This window comes from Vibrio sp. 1S139, assembly GCF_041439475.1.
Classification (GTDB): Bacteria; Pseudomonadota; Gammaproteobacteria; order Enterobacterales; family Vibrionaceae; genus Vibrio; species Vibrio crassostreae_C.
Map to the genome: position 1 here is coordinate 33,978 of NZ_JBGOOD010000038.1, position 14,689 is coordinate 48,666.

At 44.0% G+C, this 14,689-nt stretch carries 11 protein-coding genes and 1 riboswitch; of the genes, 7 read left to right on the top strand and 4 right to left on the bottom strand.

Features of this window, described 5'->3' with window-relative positions; all coding sequences use genetic code 11:
- Positions 1-343: 343 nt before the first annotated feature.
- Positions 344-1,039 (bottom strand): response regulator, encoded by a 696-nt coding sequence (locus tag ACED46_RS13855; protein ID WP_017059715.1) that lies wholly within the window; start codon positions 1,037-1,039, stop codon positions 344-346.
- 66 nt (positions 1,040-1,105) lie between these two features.
- Positions 1,106-2,758 (bottom strand): sensor histidine kinase, encoded by a 1,653-nt coding sequence (locus tag ACED46_RS13860; protein WP_032545674.1) that lies wholly within the window; start codon positions 2,756-2,758, stop codon positions 1,106-1,108.
- Between the two features lie 616 nt (positions 2,759-3,374).
- Between ACED46_RS13860 and ACED46_RS13865 the strand changes: the two genes are divergently transcribed.
- From ACED46_RS13865 to ACED46_RS13890, 6 genes are all read left to right on the top strand, one after another.
- Positions 3,375-3,602: a hypothetical protein gene (locus tag ACED46_RS13865; protein WP_009846577.1), complete on the top strand. Its 228-nt coding sequence runs from the start codon at positions 3,375-3,377 to the stop codon at positions 3,600-3,602.
- Between the two features lie 215 nt (positions 3,603-3,817).
- On the top strand, positions 3,818-5,257 hold the full coding sequence (locus tag ACED46_RS13870; RefSeq protein WP_017063805.1) for a TolC family protein: 1,440 nt from the start codon (positions 3,818-3,820) through the stop codon (positions 5,255-5,257).
- A gap of 3 nt (positions 5,258-5,260) precedes the next feature.
- Positions 5,261-6,235, top strand: coding sequence for an HlyD family secretion protein (locus ACED46_RS13875; RefSeq protein WP_102333372.1), 975 nt, complete (start codon positions 5,261-5,263; stop codon positions 6,233-6,235).
- A gap of 7 nt (positions 6,236-6,242) precedes the next feature.
- Positions 6,243-7,544, top strand: coding sequence for an ABC transporter permease (locus ACED46_RS13880; protein WP_065583586.1), 1,302 nt, complete (start codon positions 6,243-6,245; stop codon positions 7,542-7,544).
- Positions 7,541-8,713: an ABC transporter permease gene (locus ACED46_RS13885; protein ID WP_371721711.1), complete on the top strand. Its 1,173-nt coding sequence runs from the start codon at positions 7,541-7,543 to the stop codon at positions 8,711-8,713. Before ACED46_RS13880 ends, ACED46_RS13885 begins: the two co-directional genes overlap by 4 nt.
- Positions 8,714-9,273: 560 nt before the next feature.
- The gene (locus tag ACED46_RS13890; protein WP_371721712.1) at positions 9,274-10,815 is read left to right on the top strand and encodes an alanine/glycine:cation symporter family protein; all 1,542 of its coding nucleotides are present in this window, start codon (positions 9,274-9,276) and stop codon (positions 10,813-10,815) included.
- A 147-nt stretch (positions 10,816-10,962) separates the two neighbouring features.
- On the opposite strand, the gene ACED46_RS13895 is transcribed toward ACED46_RS13890, so the two are convergent.
- Together ACED46_RS13895 and ACED46_RS13900 are read right to left on the bottom strand one after the other, a co-directional pair.
- The gene (locus ACED46_RS13895; RefSeq protein ID WP_065584878.1) at positions 10,963-11,190 is read right to left on the bottom strand and encodes a hypothetical protein; all 228 of its coding nucleotides are present in this window, start codon (positions 11,188-11,190) and stop codon (positions 10,963-10,965) included.
- Between the two features lie 322 nt (positions 11,191-11,512).
- Positions 11,513-12,247 carry a chromosome segregation ATPase gene (locus ACED46_RS13900; RefSeq protein ID WP_017059725.1) on the bottom strand — a complete coding sequence of 245 codons (735 nt, stop codon included), beginning with the start codon at positions 12,245-12,247 and terminating at the stop codon, positions 11,513-11,515.
- Positions 12,248-12,856: 609 nt separating this feature from the next.
- Positions 12,857-12,976: riboswitch (glycine riboswitch) on the top strand.
- A gap of 128 nt (positions 12,977-13,104) precedes the next feature.
- Here ACED46_RS13900 and ACED46_RS13905 point away from each other — a divergent pair.
- Positions 13,105-14,475, top strand: a complete 1,371-nt coding sequence (locus ACED46_RS13905) for a sodium:alanine symporter family protein (RefSeq protein WP_017066272.1) — start codon at positions 13,105-13,107, stop codon at positions 14,473-14,475.
- Positions 14,476-14,689 lie beyond the last annotated feature (214 nt).

Here is a 14,689-nt window from a genome sequence, read left to right on the forward strand (position 1 = left end):
ATAGGTCTTAACTATTACATCAATAGTAAGCGCCTATTAAATTTGAGAATGCGTTTGGTAAACGAGGGTGAAAGCTATCACCTCTATTCGGGACAGTATTGTCTATGACTATTTGATTTACATCAACCACTGTGAAAGCAATCGATTAAATATTGACTCATTTCGAACAAATTCTAATCGATAGTTCCGTTCATTTAACCCACGGGTGAAGCAAATCGGCATTCTCAAACAGTGTAGTCAAGAAAGAACGGTATCTGGTCGGTGGAGTGAGCAATAGGAAAGGGAGAAAAAGGTAAAACCAGCTTATTCAACTGGCTTTATATTTATTTTGATGGTGTCGTGTTTATCTTTGCGCTTTGTTGTAGCAGCGCTCCGGGCGACCTACGGTACCGTAATTTAAGTCTGCGACTAACTCACCAGTGGTAATCAAAAATTCTAAATAGCGTCTGGCGGTGGTTCGGCTAGCACCAATTCGTTCTCCGGCTTCATCGGCGGTAATATTAACGGCATCAGCTTGCTGAAAAATGGCTCTGATCTTATCCAACGTTACGCCATCAATTCCTTTGGGCAAGGTTGATACTTTTCCTGAGTCCGCTTTGGCATTGGCTTGCAGCATCTTATCAACCAAACCTTGGTTCAAATCAGACACGCTTTCGAACTCTTGTAACTGTGACTGATACTTCTTCAGTGCTGCTTCCAAACGAGGAAACATGACTGGTTTTAATAGGTAATCCACCACTCCCCCGCGCATTGCCTGCTGCAGCGTATCCACATCCCGAGCAGCAGTAATCAAGATAACGTCGCAGCCTTGATTGCTCCCTCTTACGTGATTAAGAATATCGAGCCCACACCCGTCCGGCAGGTACACGTCCAATAACACCAAATCAGGTTTTAAGATGTCCAGTTGCATGAGCGCTTCAGACTGTGTGGTGGCAATGCCGACCACGTCAAAGCCACCCATCTGTTCTAAATAACGATGGTGTAGCTCTGCAATCGCAATATCATCTTCAATGACCATGACTCTCGTGATTGCGTTCATTTATGTTCTTCCTTTAACCATGCTTTTTCCGTCACGATGATCTTCGCAAGATCGTTTCGTGCTTAATTATTGTTCTTCTTTTGGCAGATAAACCGTCATTCGCGTGCCAAAATCGTGGTTGTCGACCATTTCAAGCTGCCCTTGATATCGGTCTGCCAGCTGCTTTATCAGATACAAACCCACACCACGATTTTGCTTCGCTTTGCTCGATACGCCTTTTTCGGTGAGTGCTTTGGTCGCCAACTCTTTCGGCAAACCGCACCCTTTGTCTTCTACTTCTACGATAATTTCATTACCAAAATCACTGATTGAAACTTCAATAACCCGACGCGCTGGCGCAATTTGACCCTCTTGCTTAATCGCCGTCATGGTGGCGTCAAAGGCGTTATCAATCAGGTTGCCAAGAATTGTGACAACGTCATCCGCGTTTAACCAGCTAGGCAGAGCTTCAAGCCTTGATCCCTCTTCCACTTTAAGCTCTAACCCAATCTCTCGAGCTCGCTCTGTTTTGCCTAAAAGCATGCCTGCAATAAGAGGGTCTTTCACCGTCTCTCTTAAGAACTCAATTAAGCTCTGGTAATGAGCGGTTTCTTGACCAATCAATTGTTGAACAGAGTCCAGCTCGCCCATCTGAATCAAGCCACTGATGGTGTTGAGCTTGTTTTGATGCTCGTGGGTTTGTGAACGCAGTAGATCAGCATATTCTTTGGTTTGTGAGAGCTGGTCTGTTAAATCGTTGATTTCATCTCGTAATCGGAAACTCGATACCGCCCCGACCACCTCACCTGCCACTATAATCGGGCTTCGGTTAGCAATGATTCGCTTATTGTTTAAATACAACTCAACATCGTGGTCGGTGTCGCCGGTTGATAGCAGTTGTTCTAAATCACTGCCTGGCAATACATCAGAAAGGCGCTGTTGATTGAGTGCTTTATCCCTGTCTATCGATAAAATATCGCAGGCACTCTTATTAATTGAACGTAAAATGCCGTGCTTATCGATGCTCAGAATGCCCTCTTTCACGGTACTCATGGTTACATCTAGCTCAACATACAACCGGCCTATCTCTTCAGGCTCAAAGCCCAAAATAGCGCGTTGAAAACGGCGAGATACATAACTCGAAATCAAAGCGTTGACCGCAACCACCAGCAACGCCATCACAATCAAAAAGGCTAAGTAAGGTTCGATTCGATCTTGCAACGAATCCAATAAGTAACCAACTGACACCACACCAATAACGGTACCTTGGGTGTCTTTTACCGCGGATTTACCACGAACTGAAAAACCCAGCGATCCTTTGGCTGTCGACACATAAGACTCGCCCAATACCAATGCTTTTTGGTTATCGCCACCACGCATGGGTTTACCGAGCCTGTCATCATAAGGGTGAATCAGGCGGATACCTTTATCATCTCCAACAACGATAAACGCCGCGCCAATGAGCTGAGTAAGGTTACGAAATTTAACTTGGGTTTCTTCAGACAAAACGTAGGGAACGCCATTAGGGTCCAACGTTCCATTTTCTTGAATAATGCTGGTGACAAGCGGCGATTCAGATAGAAATTCAGCAACACCTAACGCTTTCAAACCCATCTCTTGTTCTTGAGATTGTTTGATGTAGTAAAAACCAGCCGCTGCAAGAATCAAAAGTTCAACGAGGCCAGTGACCGTCATGATAATCAGTAACCTTTTACGGAAACTGATACTGCTCCATTTCATATTCCACCGTCCCTAGTGTTAGACGATCAATGTTAACACCAAGTTAATCGCATGACCTTTCTAGGGACGTGAATTTGTGACTGCTACTCAACTAAATAATTGAGCAGATTGTTAATTGATAATCCTTTACGTTGTTCATCTCGATTAATCGTTCATTTTTAGGACTGATTAGCTTAAAAACCAAAATAAACGAATAAATATTGAGCTAGATCACTAAGATTTTAGGTGTTTTTTAGGTTGTTTAAAATAAATACAATTATAATGGTTGCATATGAAGAAGTTTATTGTTGCTAAGCCATAGGTCATGATTTTCAGACCGCGCTTTGAATCGAAACTTCGATTAACAAAATAGCAACAACCCTTCGCTCGCTGGACGTATCTATAACTAAAAGTTGCACGCTCGCCGTTACGAATGATGAACAAACGGATTAAGTATTCTCCCCTATTCATCCATCGCTATTTCAAACTCGGCTAGCCAGACAACGAAGAGGTGACTGATAAAAGCATCACCCAATAATAAAACATTGATGAGCAGGAAGTATCGATCAGTGGCAACGTCCAATAGAAACAGGATAACAAACATAACGTATAAACATTGTTGAAAAGGAAACAGGCAATGAAACGCGATAACTTTGGAATTTGTCTTACTAAGACTATGCTGTTCAAACACTTACAATCGACTTTTACTCACGTAAGAGCCTATGAGAAAGATGGTACCTCCCCTCTCGATCTCAAGGTATTGTTAGCATTCCCGCAAATGTCAGGTAGAGATTTATTACAAACAATGCAAGGTTCAAGACAATTGGTATGGCGCGCCGATCACCATTGTCCTAGCTTTAAATAAGCCACTTCATTTTGTAAAAACACTTCTATACTGAACTTAAAGAGCATGCTTATGCGTGCTTTTTAAGTTTCATTTATCTTTGATATTCACGTCACTCAATCTTATTTACACTTGATTAACGAGTTATGAGAATTTCTATTCATATGAGACAATCTATTCAAGACAAATGACTATCGCCCTGTTAACATTAGAGTTAATACTCTAATTGGTATTTAATGCAGATGACCAAACCAAAATTCCGATACCTTGCGATCGCCAGTATGCTTCTCGGCACTATGGCTTCGCCAGGCTATGCAGCTCCGCTCACTTTTTCTGAAGCGTGGCAAATTCTCCAAGAGAACAACAACTCTCTTGCGGCTCAACAAGCCAACGTTGAACGTTATCAACACCTTCAGAACTCAACAAGTAGCCTCAATCTTCCTTCTATTACCTTAGGGGCTAACTACACGCACCTTGATAGTGATGTGACGATTAATGGTGAACAGTTTTCAGATAGCTTGAGTGGAGTAAACCCTGCTATATCCGCGATTTTGCGCCCTCTAGTTGGTGGCGTTACCTCAACGATTACCGAACAAGACATCTTTAGCTCTTCCATTCGTGCTGTGTGGCCTATCTTCACTGGTGGTCGAATAACCGCTGCGCAAAATGCGGCTGAAGGTAAAAGCGAAGAAGCGCAAAGCCAACTGTTGATGGAGAAACAAGCTCGCTACGAAGACTTAAGTAAGTATTACTTCTCGGTGATCTTAGCGGAAGACGTGGTGAGAACGCGTCAAGCCGTTGAAGCAGGCTTAACTCAGCATCGTGATTTCGCCATCAAGCTTGAACAGCAAGGACAAATCGCCCGAGTAGAACGCCTACAAGCCGATGCTTCTTTAGATAAAGCGATTGTAGAGCGCACGAAAGCTCAGAACGATCTTAAAATTGCGCAATTGGCGTTGACCCAAATCCTTGGTCAAAATGAAAGTGTAGAACCCTCTGAACAACTGTTTATCAATAAGAACCTGCCTCATATGGACGTGTTCATTGACCAGACACTCATGACCTACCCCGGCCTTAAGATTCTTGATGCAAAAGAGAAACAAGCAAGCAGCTTAATTAAAGCCGAGAAAGGTAAATACTACCCAGAGGTTTACCTTTATGGTGATTACAGCCTGTATGAAGATGACTCTCTAGCCAGTGAAATGAAACCCGATTGGTTGGTTGGCATTGGTGTGAATGTGCCACTGCTTGATACCTCTGGCCGTTCCGACAAAGTCGCTGCGGCTCACAGTGCCGTATCACAGGTTCAATTCCTTAAGTCACAAGCTAAGCAAGACTTAACCGTGTTGGTACAAAAGACTTACCTTGAAGCAAACCAAGCCATTGAAGAGGTTCAAGGCCTAAACTCGAGCTTGTCTTTAGCTCAGGAAAACCTATTACTTCGTAAAAAAGCCTTCACACAAGGGTTATCTAACTCATTAGAAGTGGTTGATGCCGAGCTTTATCTTGCGAGCATTAAAACCCAGCAATCTGCTGCTCGCTTCAAATACCTAATCTCTCTCAACAAGCTGTTAGCGCTAACCAGCGAAATGAATGCTTACTCCAGTTACTTAACCTCCTCTGTTCCGTCTGATTTCGACTCAAAAACAGACACCGTTAGCCAGTCAAAAGGATAATTCATGAAACCTATTAAGCCCCTTCTTCTATCTTTAGTTGGTATCGGCGTTATTGGCTGGGTCGGATACAGTTTCTATCAAGCTTATCAACCTCAGCCGGTTAAGCTTCAAGGTCAAATCGATGCGCAGCAATACAGCATCTCATCGAAAGTACCTGGCAGAATTGATGAAATATTCGTGCGCAAAGGCGATTCGGTTGAAAAAGGCGAATTGATCTTCTCTCTACTAAGCCCTGAGATTGATGCGAAGCTAGAGCAAGCAAAAGCTGGTCAGAAAGCCGCTGGTGCATTAGCACAAGAAGCAGAGAATGGCGCGCGTACTCAACAGATCCAAGCGGCTAAAGACCAATGGTTGAAAGCCAAAGCAGCTGCCGATCTGATGGACAAAACCTACCAACGTGTAAACAACCTTTACAACGATGGTGTGGTTGCCGAGCAGAAGCGTGATGAAGCCAAAACACAGTGGCAAGCGGCGAAGTACACCGAAAGCGCTGCATTCCAAATGTATCAATTAGCGCAAGAAGGTGCGCGTGACGAAACCAAAGTGGCCGCCACTCAAAAAGCGTTAATGGCAGCGGGTGCGGTAGCGGAAGTTGAAGCTTACGCAAAAGACACACAGATCCACAGCTGGTTTAATGGCGAAGTCTCTCAGGTTCTATTGAGCAGTGGAGAACTTGCACCACAAGGCTTCCCTGTTGTGACTGTTATCGACACCAAGGATGCTTGGGCTGTGCTCAATGTTCGTGAAGACATGCTTAAGCATTTCGAGAAAGGCAGCCAGTTTGAGGCGTACCTACCGGCTCTGGATAAATCATTAACTTTCCAAGTAACTCACATCGCCGTAATGGGTGATTTCGCAACTTGGCGCTCAACAGACGCAGCACAAGGCTTCGATTTACGTACTTTTGAAGTAGAAGCGCACCCTGTCGATACGAGCGAAACACTGCGTATGGGCATGAGCCTAGTGGTTGAGCTTTAGGTGACTTATGTCTGCTAACTCTCAATATACTGGATCGCAATCTAGAGGCTCGCAATCAACTGAGCATCATAGAGCGAAGAATACCTTGCTTCGGCAGTGGGCGATTGTCCGCAAAGACAAATGGTTGTTGTCTTGCCTAACTTGGATTCCTTTGCTGCTTGCTGCCAGTATCTGGCTGATTTTTTCACAAGGGATCGCTCGTGACTTACCGGTCGCAGTTGTCGACCTTGAGCACAGTCAAATCTCGCAACAGTTCACACGCCTTGTTGATGCGTCACCAACGCTGCAAGTCACTCAGAAATACAGCTCTGCGAGTGATGCGGCGAAAGCGATGATCGAACGTGATATCTATGGTTATGTTGTGATACCAAGGCACTTCGACCGAGACCTTCTGCTCGGCTTGAATCCGCAAGTGTCTGTATTCTATAACAGCCAATTTATCTTAATCGGTAAGCTGGTGAACTCTGCCTTGCTGCAGGCTCAAGGGACTTTTAACGCGCAACTTGAAGTCGTGAAACAGCTGTCACACGGTGATACCACGGTGCAATCCGCATTAGGCCAAGCAGTAACGGTACAAAGCCAGATCACGCCGCTGTTCAACAAGAACACCAGTTATGCACAGTTCTTGGTGTCTGCGGTTATTCCTGCACTGTGGCAGATCATGATTGTGGTGGGCACGATATTGGTTTTGACGGCGAACGTTAGAGCTCGTGGGCTTCACGCTTGGTTATCCAACGCCCCTATGAAGTCACTCGCATCAACATTAACGCCCTACCTTGTCTTGTTTTTGATGTTTGGTATCGCGTTTAGTTTTTGGTTCTATGTGCTCTTAGACTGGCCATTTAACGGCAGCTTTGTGGCATTGACTATTGCCCAACTGCTAACCGTGATCAGTTGTATCATTATGGGTTGTTTGTTTTTCTTCTTAACACTTGATCCAGCAAGGGCGATGAGTTTCGCTGGCGCATTTACGGCACCAAGCTTTGCGTTCATGGGTATTACCTTTCCAGTAACAGACATGAATACAGCTGCTCAAATTTGGAGAAGCTTATTGCCCGTGAGTCATTACATCGAAGTACAAACGGCGCAGTCTAGTTATGGTGTGAGCGCAGCACAGTCTTTGATCAGCCTCTCTTCTATGTTGTGGTATGCAGTTCCTGCTTTCGTGGTAATGTTGCTAATTAAGAAACACTTGGCGCAATCAACTCTAACTGCACAAGCAGATCCATCTACAAAAGCAGCTATATCTGCAAAAACAACGCCGTCAACACAGCCAGAAGCATCAGCACAACAAGGAGTAAAACGATGAGCTTTACTCAACTGCTCAAGCAAGAACTCTTAGCGGTATTGCGCAACCCTGTCGTGCTTCTTACGGTATTTGGTGGTGTGGTCTTCTATTCCTTCTTGTATCCATTGCCTTACGCGAACCAAGTTCCTCAACAACTGAAAGCTTCGGTTGTGAACTTGGATAAGAGTCAAAGCAGCTATCAATTAGAGCGTATGGTGGATGCCACCTCTCAGATCGAATTGGTCCGTCGAGACTCCACCATCGCCGATGCGAAACAAGCCGTGCTTAACCAAGAGATTGGCGGCTTCCTTGTCATTCCAGAAGATTTCTATAAAGACTTGTTGCTCGGTAAGAACCCGACACTTTCTTACGCTGGTGATGCTTCTTACTTTTTGGTCTACGGAACCATTGTTGAAGGGCTTGCCAAGGCCGGTGGTACGTTAGCTGCGCAAGTTAAGGTCAGCCATTTGTTAGTCGAAGGTGTGCCTTTAGAATCGGCAGCCAAAGGCTACAGTGCATTCAGCTTGAACCTGAAACCAACGTTTAATAGTCGCATGGGATACATCGATTACGTAGTTCCAGCCGTCTTTGTGTTGATCCTGCAACAAACCTTAGCCATGGCTTCTGGTTTAGTGGGTGCAACCCAAAACGCTCAATCGACATTTGGCTACTGGAGTAAGACCTCTCCAGCGAAACTGATGCTTGCCCGCTGTTGTACCTTAGTCGGCATTTATTACCTGTTGTCGATGTACTATTTCGGCGCTAGCTTTTCGATGTATGGGATAAACCAGCTCGCCTCAACAACACAGATCTTAACCTTACTTCTGCCCTTCTTACTGGCCAGTTGTTTGATCGGGATTTTTATTGGTGAGTTAGTGCCACGAAGAGAGCTAGTCACGGTTGTAGTGTTAATCAGTTCAATGCCACTGATCTTCTCTTCAGGTTTTATCTGGCCAGTTGAAATGATGCCCGAATGGTTAGTTCTATTATCACAGCTGTTCCCAAGCACACCGGCTATCCAAGGTTTCTTAGCACTTGATCAGATGGGTGCATCTTGGCAAGAGGTGGCATCTCAATGGACATTACTCTGGGGACAAGTTTTGTTGTGGGGTTCGTTATTGGCACTTAAGCTCTACCACAAATCCAGCAAAAGCACGGTTGGCAATAGCAATAGTGATCGAGCCGTTTAGTTTTATGTGCTATCGGAAAGTAGTCATGCTTTCCGCTCATCAAAAAAGCTCTTATAAAGGGCTTTTTTAATATCCTAAGATCCGAATACACTTTCAGCCTTAGAATGTTTATACACCTCGAAAACATATCGAATACTCGAAATCCCCTACGCGCCCTCTATGTCCCTCCAGCCCATCACTCTGAATTCTCCTTCACCCGACTCTATAGCAGCTACTGCATATGCTTTTCTCAGCATAAAAAGCATCGACTTATTCCCAAATGATGACAAAACCCGAACAACTGTAAATTTATTGTAAAAATTTCTTTGTTGGCATTACTTTTATGTATAGAATTGTCAGTAGGACTTGGTAGCCCGAATACCATAGTCTTATTGGTGCACATACCAAAAGGATATCCATACAAAGCAAGATCAGTACTTATATTTATTTCGTTTTTCGACCTAGCTACAGCCGTTTATGTTGCCGTCGAATGAAGTAGATAAACCACTGAGATATACAAATCAAATAGAAAACAAACACAACAGCAACAAACATAATTTATTAAAAAGACAGGGAAAACCATGAAAAACATACGTGAATTATTTTTTGGGTTTATATTATTGTTTAGTTCCAGTGCATTTGCAGAAGAAGGATCATTTAACCAAGCTATCAGCAACTTAAGTCAAAGTGTTGATGGTTTTTTCAACGAATACACAGGTTGGTTCGTTGGGCTGATATTTAAAAGTGTACCGATTGGTGAAGCTAACTTCCCAGTGATTGTTGGCTGGCTGTTGCTCGCTGCGATCATCTTCACTGTTTATTTTGGCTTTGTTCAATTTAAACGTGTCGGCATGGCGATAGACATTATCAAAGGTAAGTATACCGATCCTAACTCTAAAGAGGACGGCGAGGTTTCTCACTTTCAAGCGTTAACAACGGCGCTTTCTGGTACTGTCGGGCTTGGTAACATTGCCGGTGTAGGTGCTGCACTTGCGATTGGTGGTCCTGGCGCGACATTCTGGATGATCTTGTGTGGCCTTCTGGGTATGGCTTCTAAGTTCTGTGAGTGTACTTTAGGTGTGAAATACCGAACTATCCTACCTTCAGGTGTTGTTTCGGGCGGTCCAATGTACTACCTAAGCCAAGGCCTGGGTGAAAGAGGTTTAGGTGGACTAGGTAAAGTGCTCGCTATTGGTTTCGCATTAATGTGTATTTTAGGCGCATTGGGCGGCGGTAACATGTTCCAAGCTAACCAAGCACACGCCATGTTAACTTACGCATTTGATGTACCAAGTGAATACGGTGTGATCACTGGCCTTGTACTTGCCTCTTTAGTTTTCTCTGTGATTGTTGGTGGTATGCCTTCTATCGCATCGGTAACAGAAAAAGTTGTTCCTTGGATGGCTGCTCTGTATATCGGTATGGCTCTGATTGTCATCGGTTCTAACCTTGATCAAGTTGGCCCTGCGTTCAGCGCAATCTTTACAGGTGCATTTACTGGTGAAGGTGTTGGTGGTGGATTTATTGGTGCGCTAATTCAAGGCTTGAAACGTGCAACATTCTCGAACGAAGCAGGTGTAGGTTCAGCAGCTATCGCTCACTCAGCGGTTAAAACAAAAGAACCAATCACCGAAGGTCTAGTATCACTATTAGAACCGTTCGTTGATACGGTAATCATTTGTACTATGACCGCATTGGTTATCACTATCGCTGGTTTAAACGTAGGTCCATTCGATGGCTCTGGTTTAACGGGTGTAACGCTGACTGCTGCATCGTTTACTGAAACGGCAGAAGTATTCAAATACACACTCGCTCTCGCAGTAATCATGTTTGCGTTCTCGACGATGATTTCTTGGTCGTACTACGGTCTTAAAGCTTGGACTTACCTATTTGGTGAAGGCAAAACAACGGAGCTGATTTTCAAAGTGATGTTCTGTGTGTTTGTTGTTATTGGTGCCACGATTCAATTTGGTGCGGTAATCGACTTCTCTGATGCGGCTATCTTTGCGATGTCTATCTTCAACATTCTTGGTCTGTACTTCTTGATGCCAGTTGTGAAGAAAGAACTGCAATCGTTTGTTGCTCGTGTGAAATCAGGCGAAATCAAAACGTATGAGAAATAACGTTTAGTGGAATGAGGTTTTGCTCTATCTAGTAGCTAACTGCATTCTAAGAAACGACACAGCTCTAAAAACGAAACTGTTCTAAAAATTTTTGTAAGACCCTTTGCTTGAGAAAGCGAGAACAGGACTGCAACTTATCCAAAATCCCTACCAGCTTGGCTTGTGGGGATTTTTTATGTCTGAACGATTAGGCGAATAACTACCTTCAATGCCCTGCTCACTCTTTTCACCCTTTTCACTCTGTTCATCATCGTGTTCAACATCGACACGACGAACCAACTCTTCTACTTTGATCATCTCTTTTTGCGCTAATGGCGAGCGACAATCATCGAAACAATAAGCTATGGTGCAGTTCTCACAAAGATACTCTGGCATCACTCCATCCCTTGTCGTCAAAGCAGCCAAATGCGAGCTAGCAATCGACTGCGTGTTCATCCTGAACAACACTATTATGCAGCGACTCTGAGCTGAAAATATGTATGCAAAGTCATTTAATAGACAACAAGTAACATATCATTGTGGATATACGTAACTATTCACAAATATCTAAGCAAACAATGAAAACACTTAAATAATCAATAATGAGAACGCACCGGATCTATGCTCTCGACAAACGCAAAACGCCCACATCACGTGTGTGATGTGGGCGTTTCAATATTTAATGTAAAACTAACGTTAGGTTGGTAAAGCCTTCGGCTTATAAACCCATCTCTTCAGTGAGCGTTTTGATCTGCTTGAGATCCATGGTGTGGACTTCAATCATTTGTCTGATATCGCTCAGTCGAGAGTTAGCGTTATCTTGCTTCTCACACGCGTCAGATTTCGCATCCCATGATGTGCCATCTAAGTAAACATCACACGCTTTCTTAAGAGAACCAAGATTCTGCTCGAGTTGATCTCTTTCTTTCTCAAGTTTTTCAAGTTCTTGAGAAATCTGTAATTCTTTTCGGAAAACTTCACGCGCACGCTCAAACAAAGTCGATTGCATGTCAGCCTGACGATTAAGTTTCTGGTTGTCTTGCTGAGTTTGCTCTAACGTTTGCTTCTGTTCATTTAGCTGTTGCTCTAACGAGTAGTTCGCCTTCTCTAAAACCGAAGACTGCTTCGCTAATTCCTGGAGCTCTTTTTGATGCTCTTCCGTTTGTTTCACTAGAGCGGCTTCTACTTTCGCATCGATTTCGGTATCAACTTTTGCCACTTTAGTTTCAACGGATGTCATCAACTGTGCTCTGCTGTCATGCAGTTCTTGATAACGAGTTTCGAGTACCTGGTAAGTGGACTCCCACTTAGAAGCCGTAACTGTAGAACCAATTAAGCCACCCAGTGCTAAACCTATAACCGCAGCAATGCCGATATAGAGCTGACTGCGCTTATCGCGTTCTTCTATAACAACCACTTCATCTTGTTCGCTTTGTCCAGATTGCTGGTTCACTAGCGGGTACTCCCAAAAATTTATTTAACGTTACGCGGTCACTGACACGAATGCCAATACTGATTGTGAAGGCTCAGTTAAACCTATCGCTCAAGCCAGAAGCACTTAAGCTTTACTAACACATTCATCCCACCTGTTTACAGGCAGGCTTAACGAGTTAACTCCGAAATCATCAAGCTGGCAGTATACAAAAGGAAACTGCTAACGATAACTATCACTACCCATTTTTGCAGTTTTTCGTTTGTCCGGTAACGAAATAGTACAAATGCAAAAGCCAATAAAAAAACAATCGCTATTAGTCGAGTCATAACTCCTCCTTGTTTCTCTATTTTATACCATTTAAATAAGCAAGTTACGTCAGAGACTCGTTGTTTGATCATTTAGTTGAACAACATTTGTGCAAACAGATATTTTGTAGCTGACATCACATTTTATATGATCTAGGATACGCCTACAGATTACCTAATTATTTAGGTAATTGTTCCGATGAAGACTGCAGGAGAGTGGTTTTTAACTAAACATTAACATTTAGTTAGATTGACCCGCCGAAGAAGTAAATCTTTCAGGTGCTTTATGCTGGAGAAATCCAGAAAAGTGAGGACTGTCGTTGGAGGAACCTCTGGAGAGAACCGTTAGATCGGTCGCCGAAGGAGCAAGCTTAGTGCCCGTTACTTATCTATAAGTGATTCGCTAAGTGAAACTCTCAGGCAAAAGGACAGAGGAGTGGAAAGCAACAGCCTTAATTAACACAAGAATTCTATCTAGAAATCCGTATGTATTAAGTAGTGCCCCCGATCCCTGAGATCTGCACTGCCTTCCCTCTTCTCCTTAAATTTTTAATTTATTAAGGGGAATCTATGAACCACCTACAAGCTACACTACAAACCATCAACCAATTCGTTTGGGGACCACCACTGCTTATTCTGCTAGTGGGTACAGGTATCTACTTTACTTTTCGCTTAGGCTTACTCCAGTTTAGACACCTCCCAACTGCACTGAAAATGGTGTTCAGCAAAGACAAATCTGGTACGGGTGACGTATCGAGTTTCGCGGCTTTGTGTACTGCACTTTCAGCAACCATTGGTACAGGTAACATCGTTGGTGTAGCGACCGCAATCAAGATTGGTGGCCCTGGTGCCCTATTCTGGATGTGGCTTGCCGCTGTATTTGGTATGGCGACCAAGTACGCAGAATGTCTACTCGCCGTTAAATACCGCAGAACCGATAGCAATGGCGAAATGGTTGGCGGCCCAATGTACTACCTGCAATACGGTGTCGGCTCACGAATCTTAGCGGTAATGTTCGCTGTCTTCGCGCTCGGCGTTGCTTGCTTCGGTATCGGTACCTTCCCACAAGTCAACGCTATCTTGGACGCAACTCAAATCTCATTTGGCGCTTCGCGTGAGATGTCTGCTGTCGTTCTTACGATATTAGTGGCAGTGGTTACCCTTGGTGGTATCCAATCTATCGCTAAAGTGGCAGGGAAAGTTGTTCCTACTATGGCGGTTATGTACGTCGTCGCGTGTTTAAGCGTTCTGATTTCAAATGCCGACCAACTACTGAATGCCATTACCCTTGTTGTGACTTCTGCGTTTACCAACACAGCAGCAACCGGTGGTTTCTTTGGCGCGAGCATCATGCTTGCTATCCAATCAGGTATCGCTCGTGGTGTGTTCTCGAACGAATCTGGCCTAGGTAGCGCACCAATGGCTGCAGCAGCGGCTAAAACAGACTCATGTGTGAAACAAGGACTTGTCTCTATGACAGGTACCTTCTTCGACACCATCATTATCTGTACGATGACAGGTTTGGCGCTTATCTTAACGGGTGCTTGGCAGACTGATCTTTCAGGCGCTGCGATGACCACTCACGCATTCGCTGTTGGTCTGAATGCAGATACCCTTGGCCCTATGTTGGTTTCTGTTGGCTTAATCTTCTTTGCGTTTACAACAATTTTAGGTTGGAACTACTACGGTGAGCGCTGTGTTGTGTTCTTGCTAGGTACCAAAGCTGTATTGCCTTACAAGATCATCTTCATTGCGTTGGTGGCTTCTGGTGCATTCTTAAAGCTCGACATGATCTGGATAATGGCTGATATCGTGAACGGCCTAATGGCAATTCCGAACCTAATCGGGCTTATCTTGCTGCGCCACGTTGTTATCGAAGAAACCAAGCTATTCTTCAAACCGTTGACGTCTTCACATGATTGTGAAGCAGTTAAAGCGTAAACTGAAGTGATTGAATACCAAGCCCGCACTCAACTGCGGGCTTTTTTATTTTCATCACATAGCGAAACGTCTTAAATTATTATGCAGAACATATGCCCTTATAAATAACAAGAATATTAAATCGACTACTATGCGATTTAATAAAGCGAATAGTAGACTACGGCGTTGTTGCCTAAATCAATTGAACCTTTTTCGAGTCCTGCGATCTGATCCT

Excerpts from the sequence above, each read along its gene's own strand:
- ACED46_RS13855 (WP_017059715.1), bottom strand. The coding sequence starts at position 1,039 with ATGAACGCAATCACGAGAGTCATGGTCATTGAAGATGATATTGCGATT.
- ACED46_RS13860 (WP_032545674.1), bottom strand. The coding sequence starts at position 2,758 with ATGAAATGGAGCAGTATCAGTTTCCGTAAAAGGTTACTGATTATCATG.
- ACED46_RS13865 (WP_009846577.1), top strand. The coding sequence starts at position 3,375 with ATGAAACGCGATAACTTTGGAATTTGTCTTACTAAGACTATGCTGTTC.
- ACED46_RS13870 (WP_017063805.1), top strand. The coding sequence starts at position 3,818 with ATGCAGATGACCAAACCAAAATTCCGATACCTTGCGATCGCCAGTATG.
- ACED46_RS13875 (WP_102333372.1), top strand. The coding sequence starts at position 5,261 with ATGAAACCTATTAAGCCCCTTCTTCTATCTTTAGTTGGTATCGGCGTT.
- ACED46_RS13880 (WP_065583586.1), top strand. The coding sequence starts at position 6,243 with ATGTCTGCTAACTCTCAATATACTGGATCGCAATCTAGAGGCTCGCAA.
- ACED46_RS13885 (WP_371721711.1), top strand. The coding sequence starts at position 7,541 with ATGAGCTTTACTCAACTGCTCAAGCAAGAACTCTTAGCGGTATTGCGC.
- ACED46_RS13890 (WP_371721712.1), top strand. The coding sequence starts at position 9,274 with ATGAAAAACATACGTGAATTATTTTTTGGGTTTATATTATTGTTTAGT.
- ACED46_RS13895 (WP_065584878.1), bottom strand. The coding sequence starts at position 11,190 with ATGCCAGAGTATCTTTGTGAGAACTGCACCATAGCTTATTGTTTCGAT.
- ACED46_RS13905 (WP_017066272.1), top strand. The coding sequence starts at position 13,105 with ATGAACCACCTACAAGCTACACTACAAACCATCAACCAATTCGTTTGG.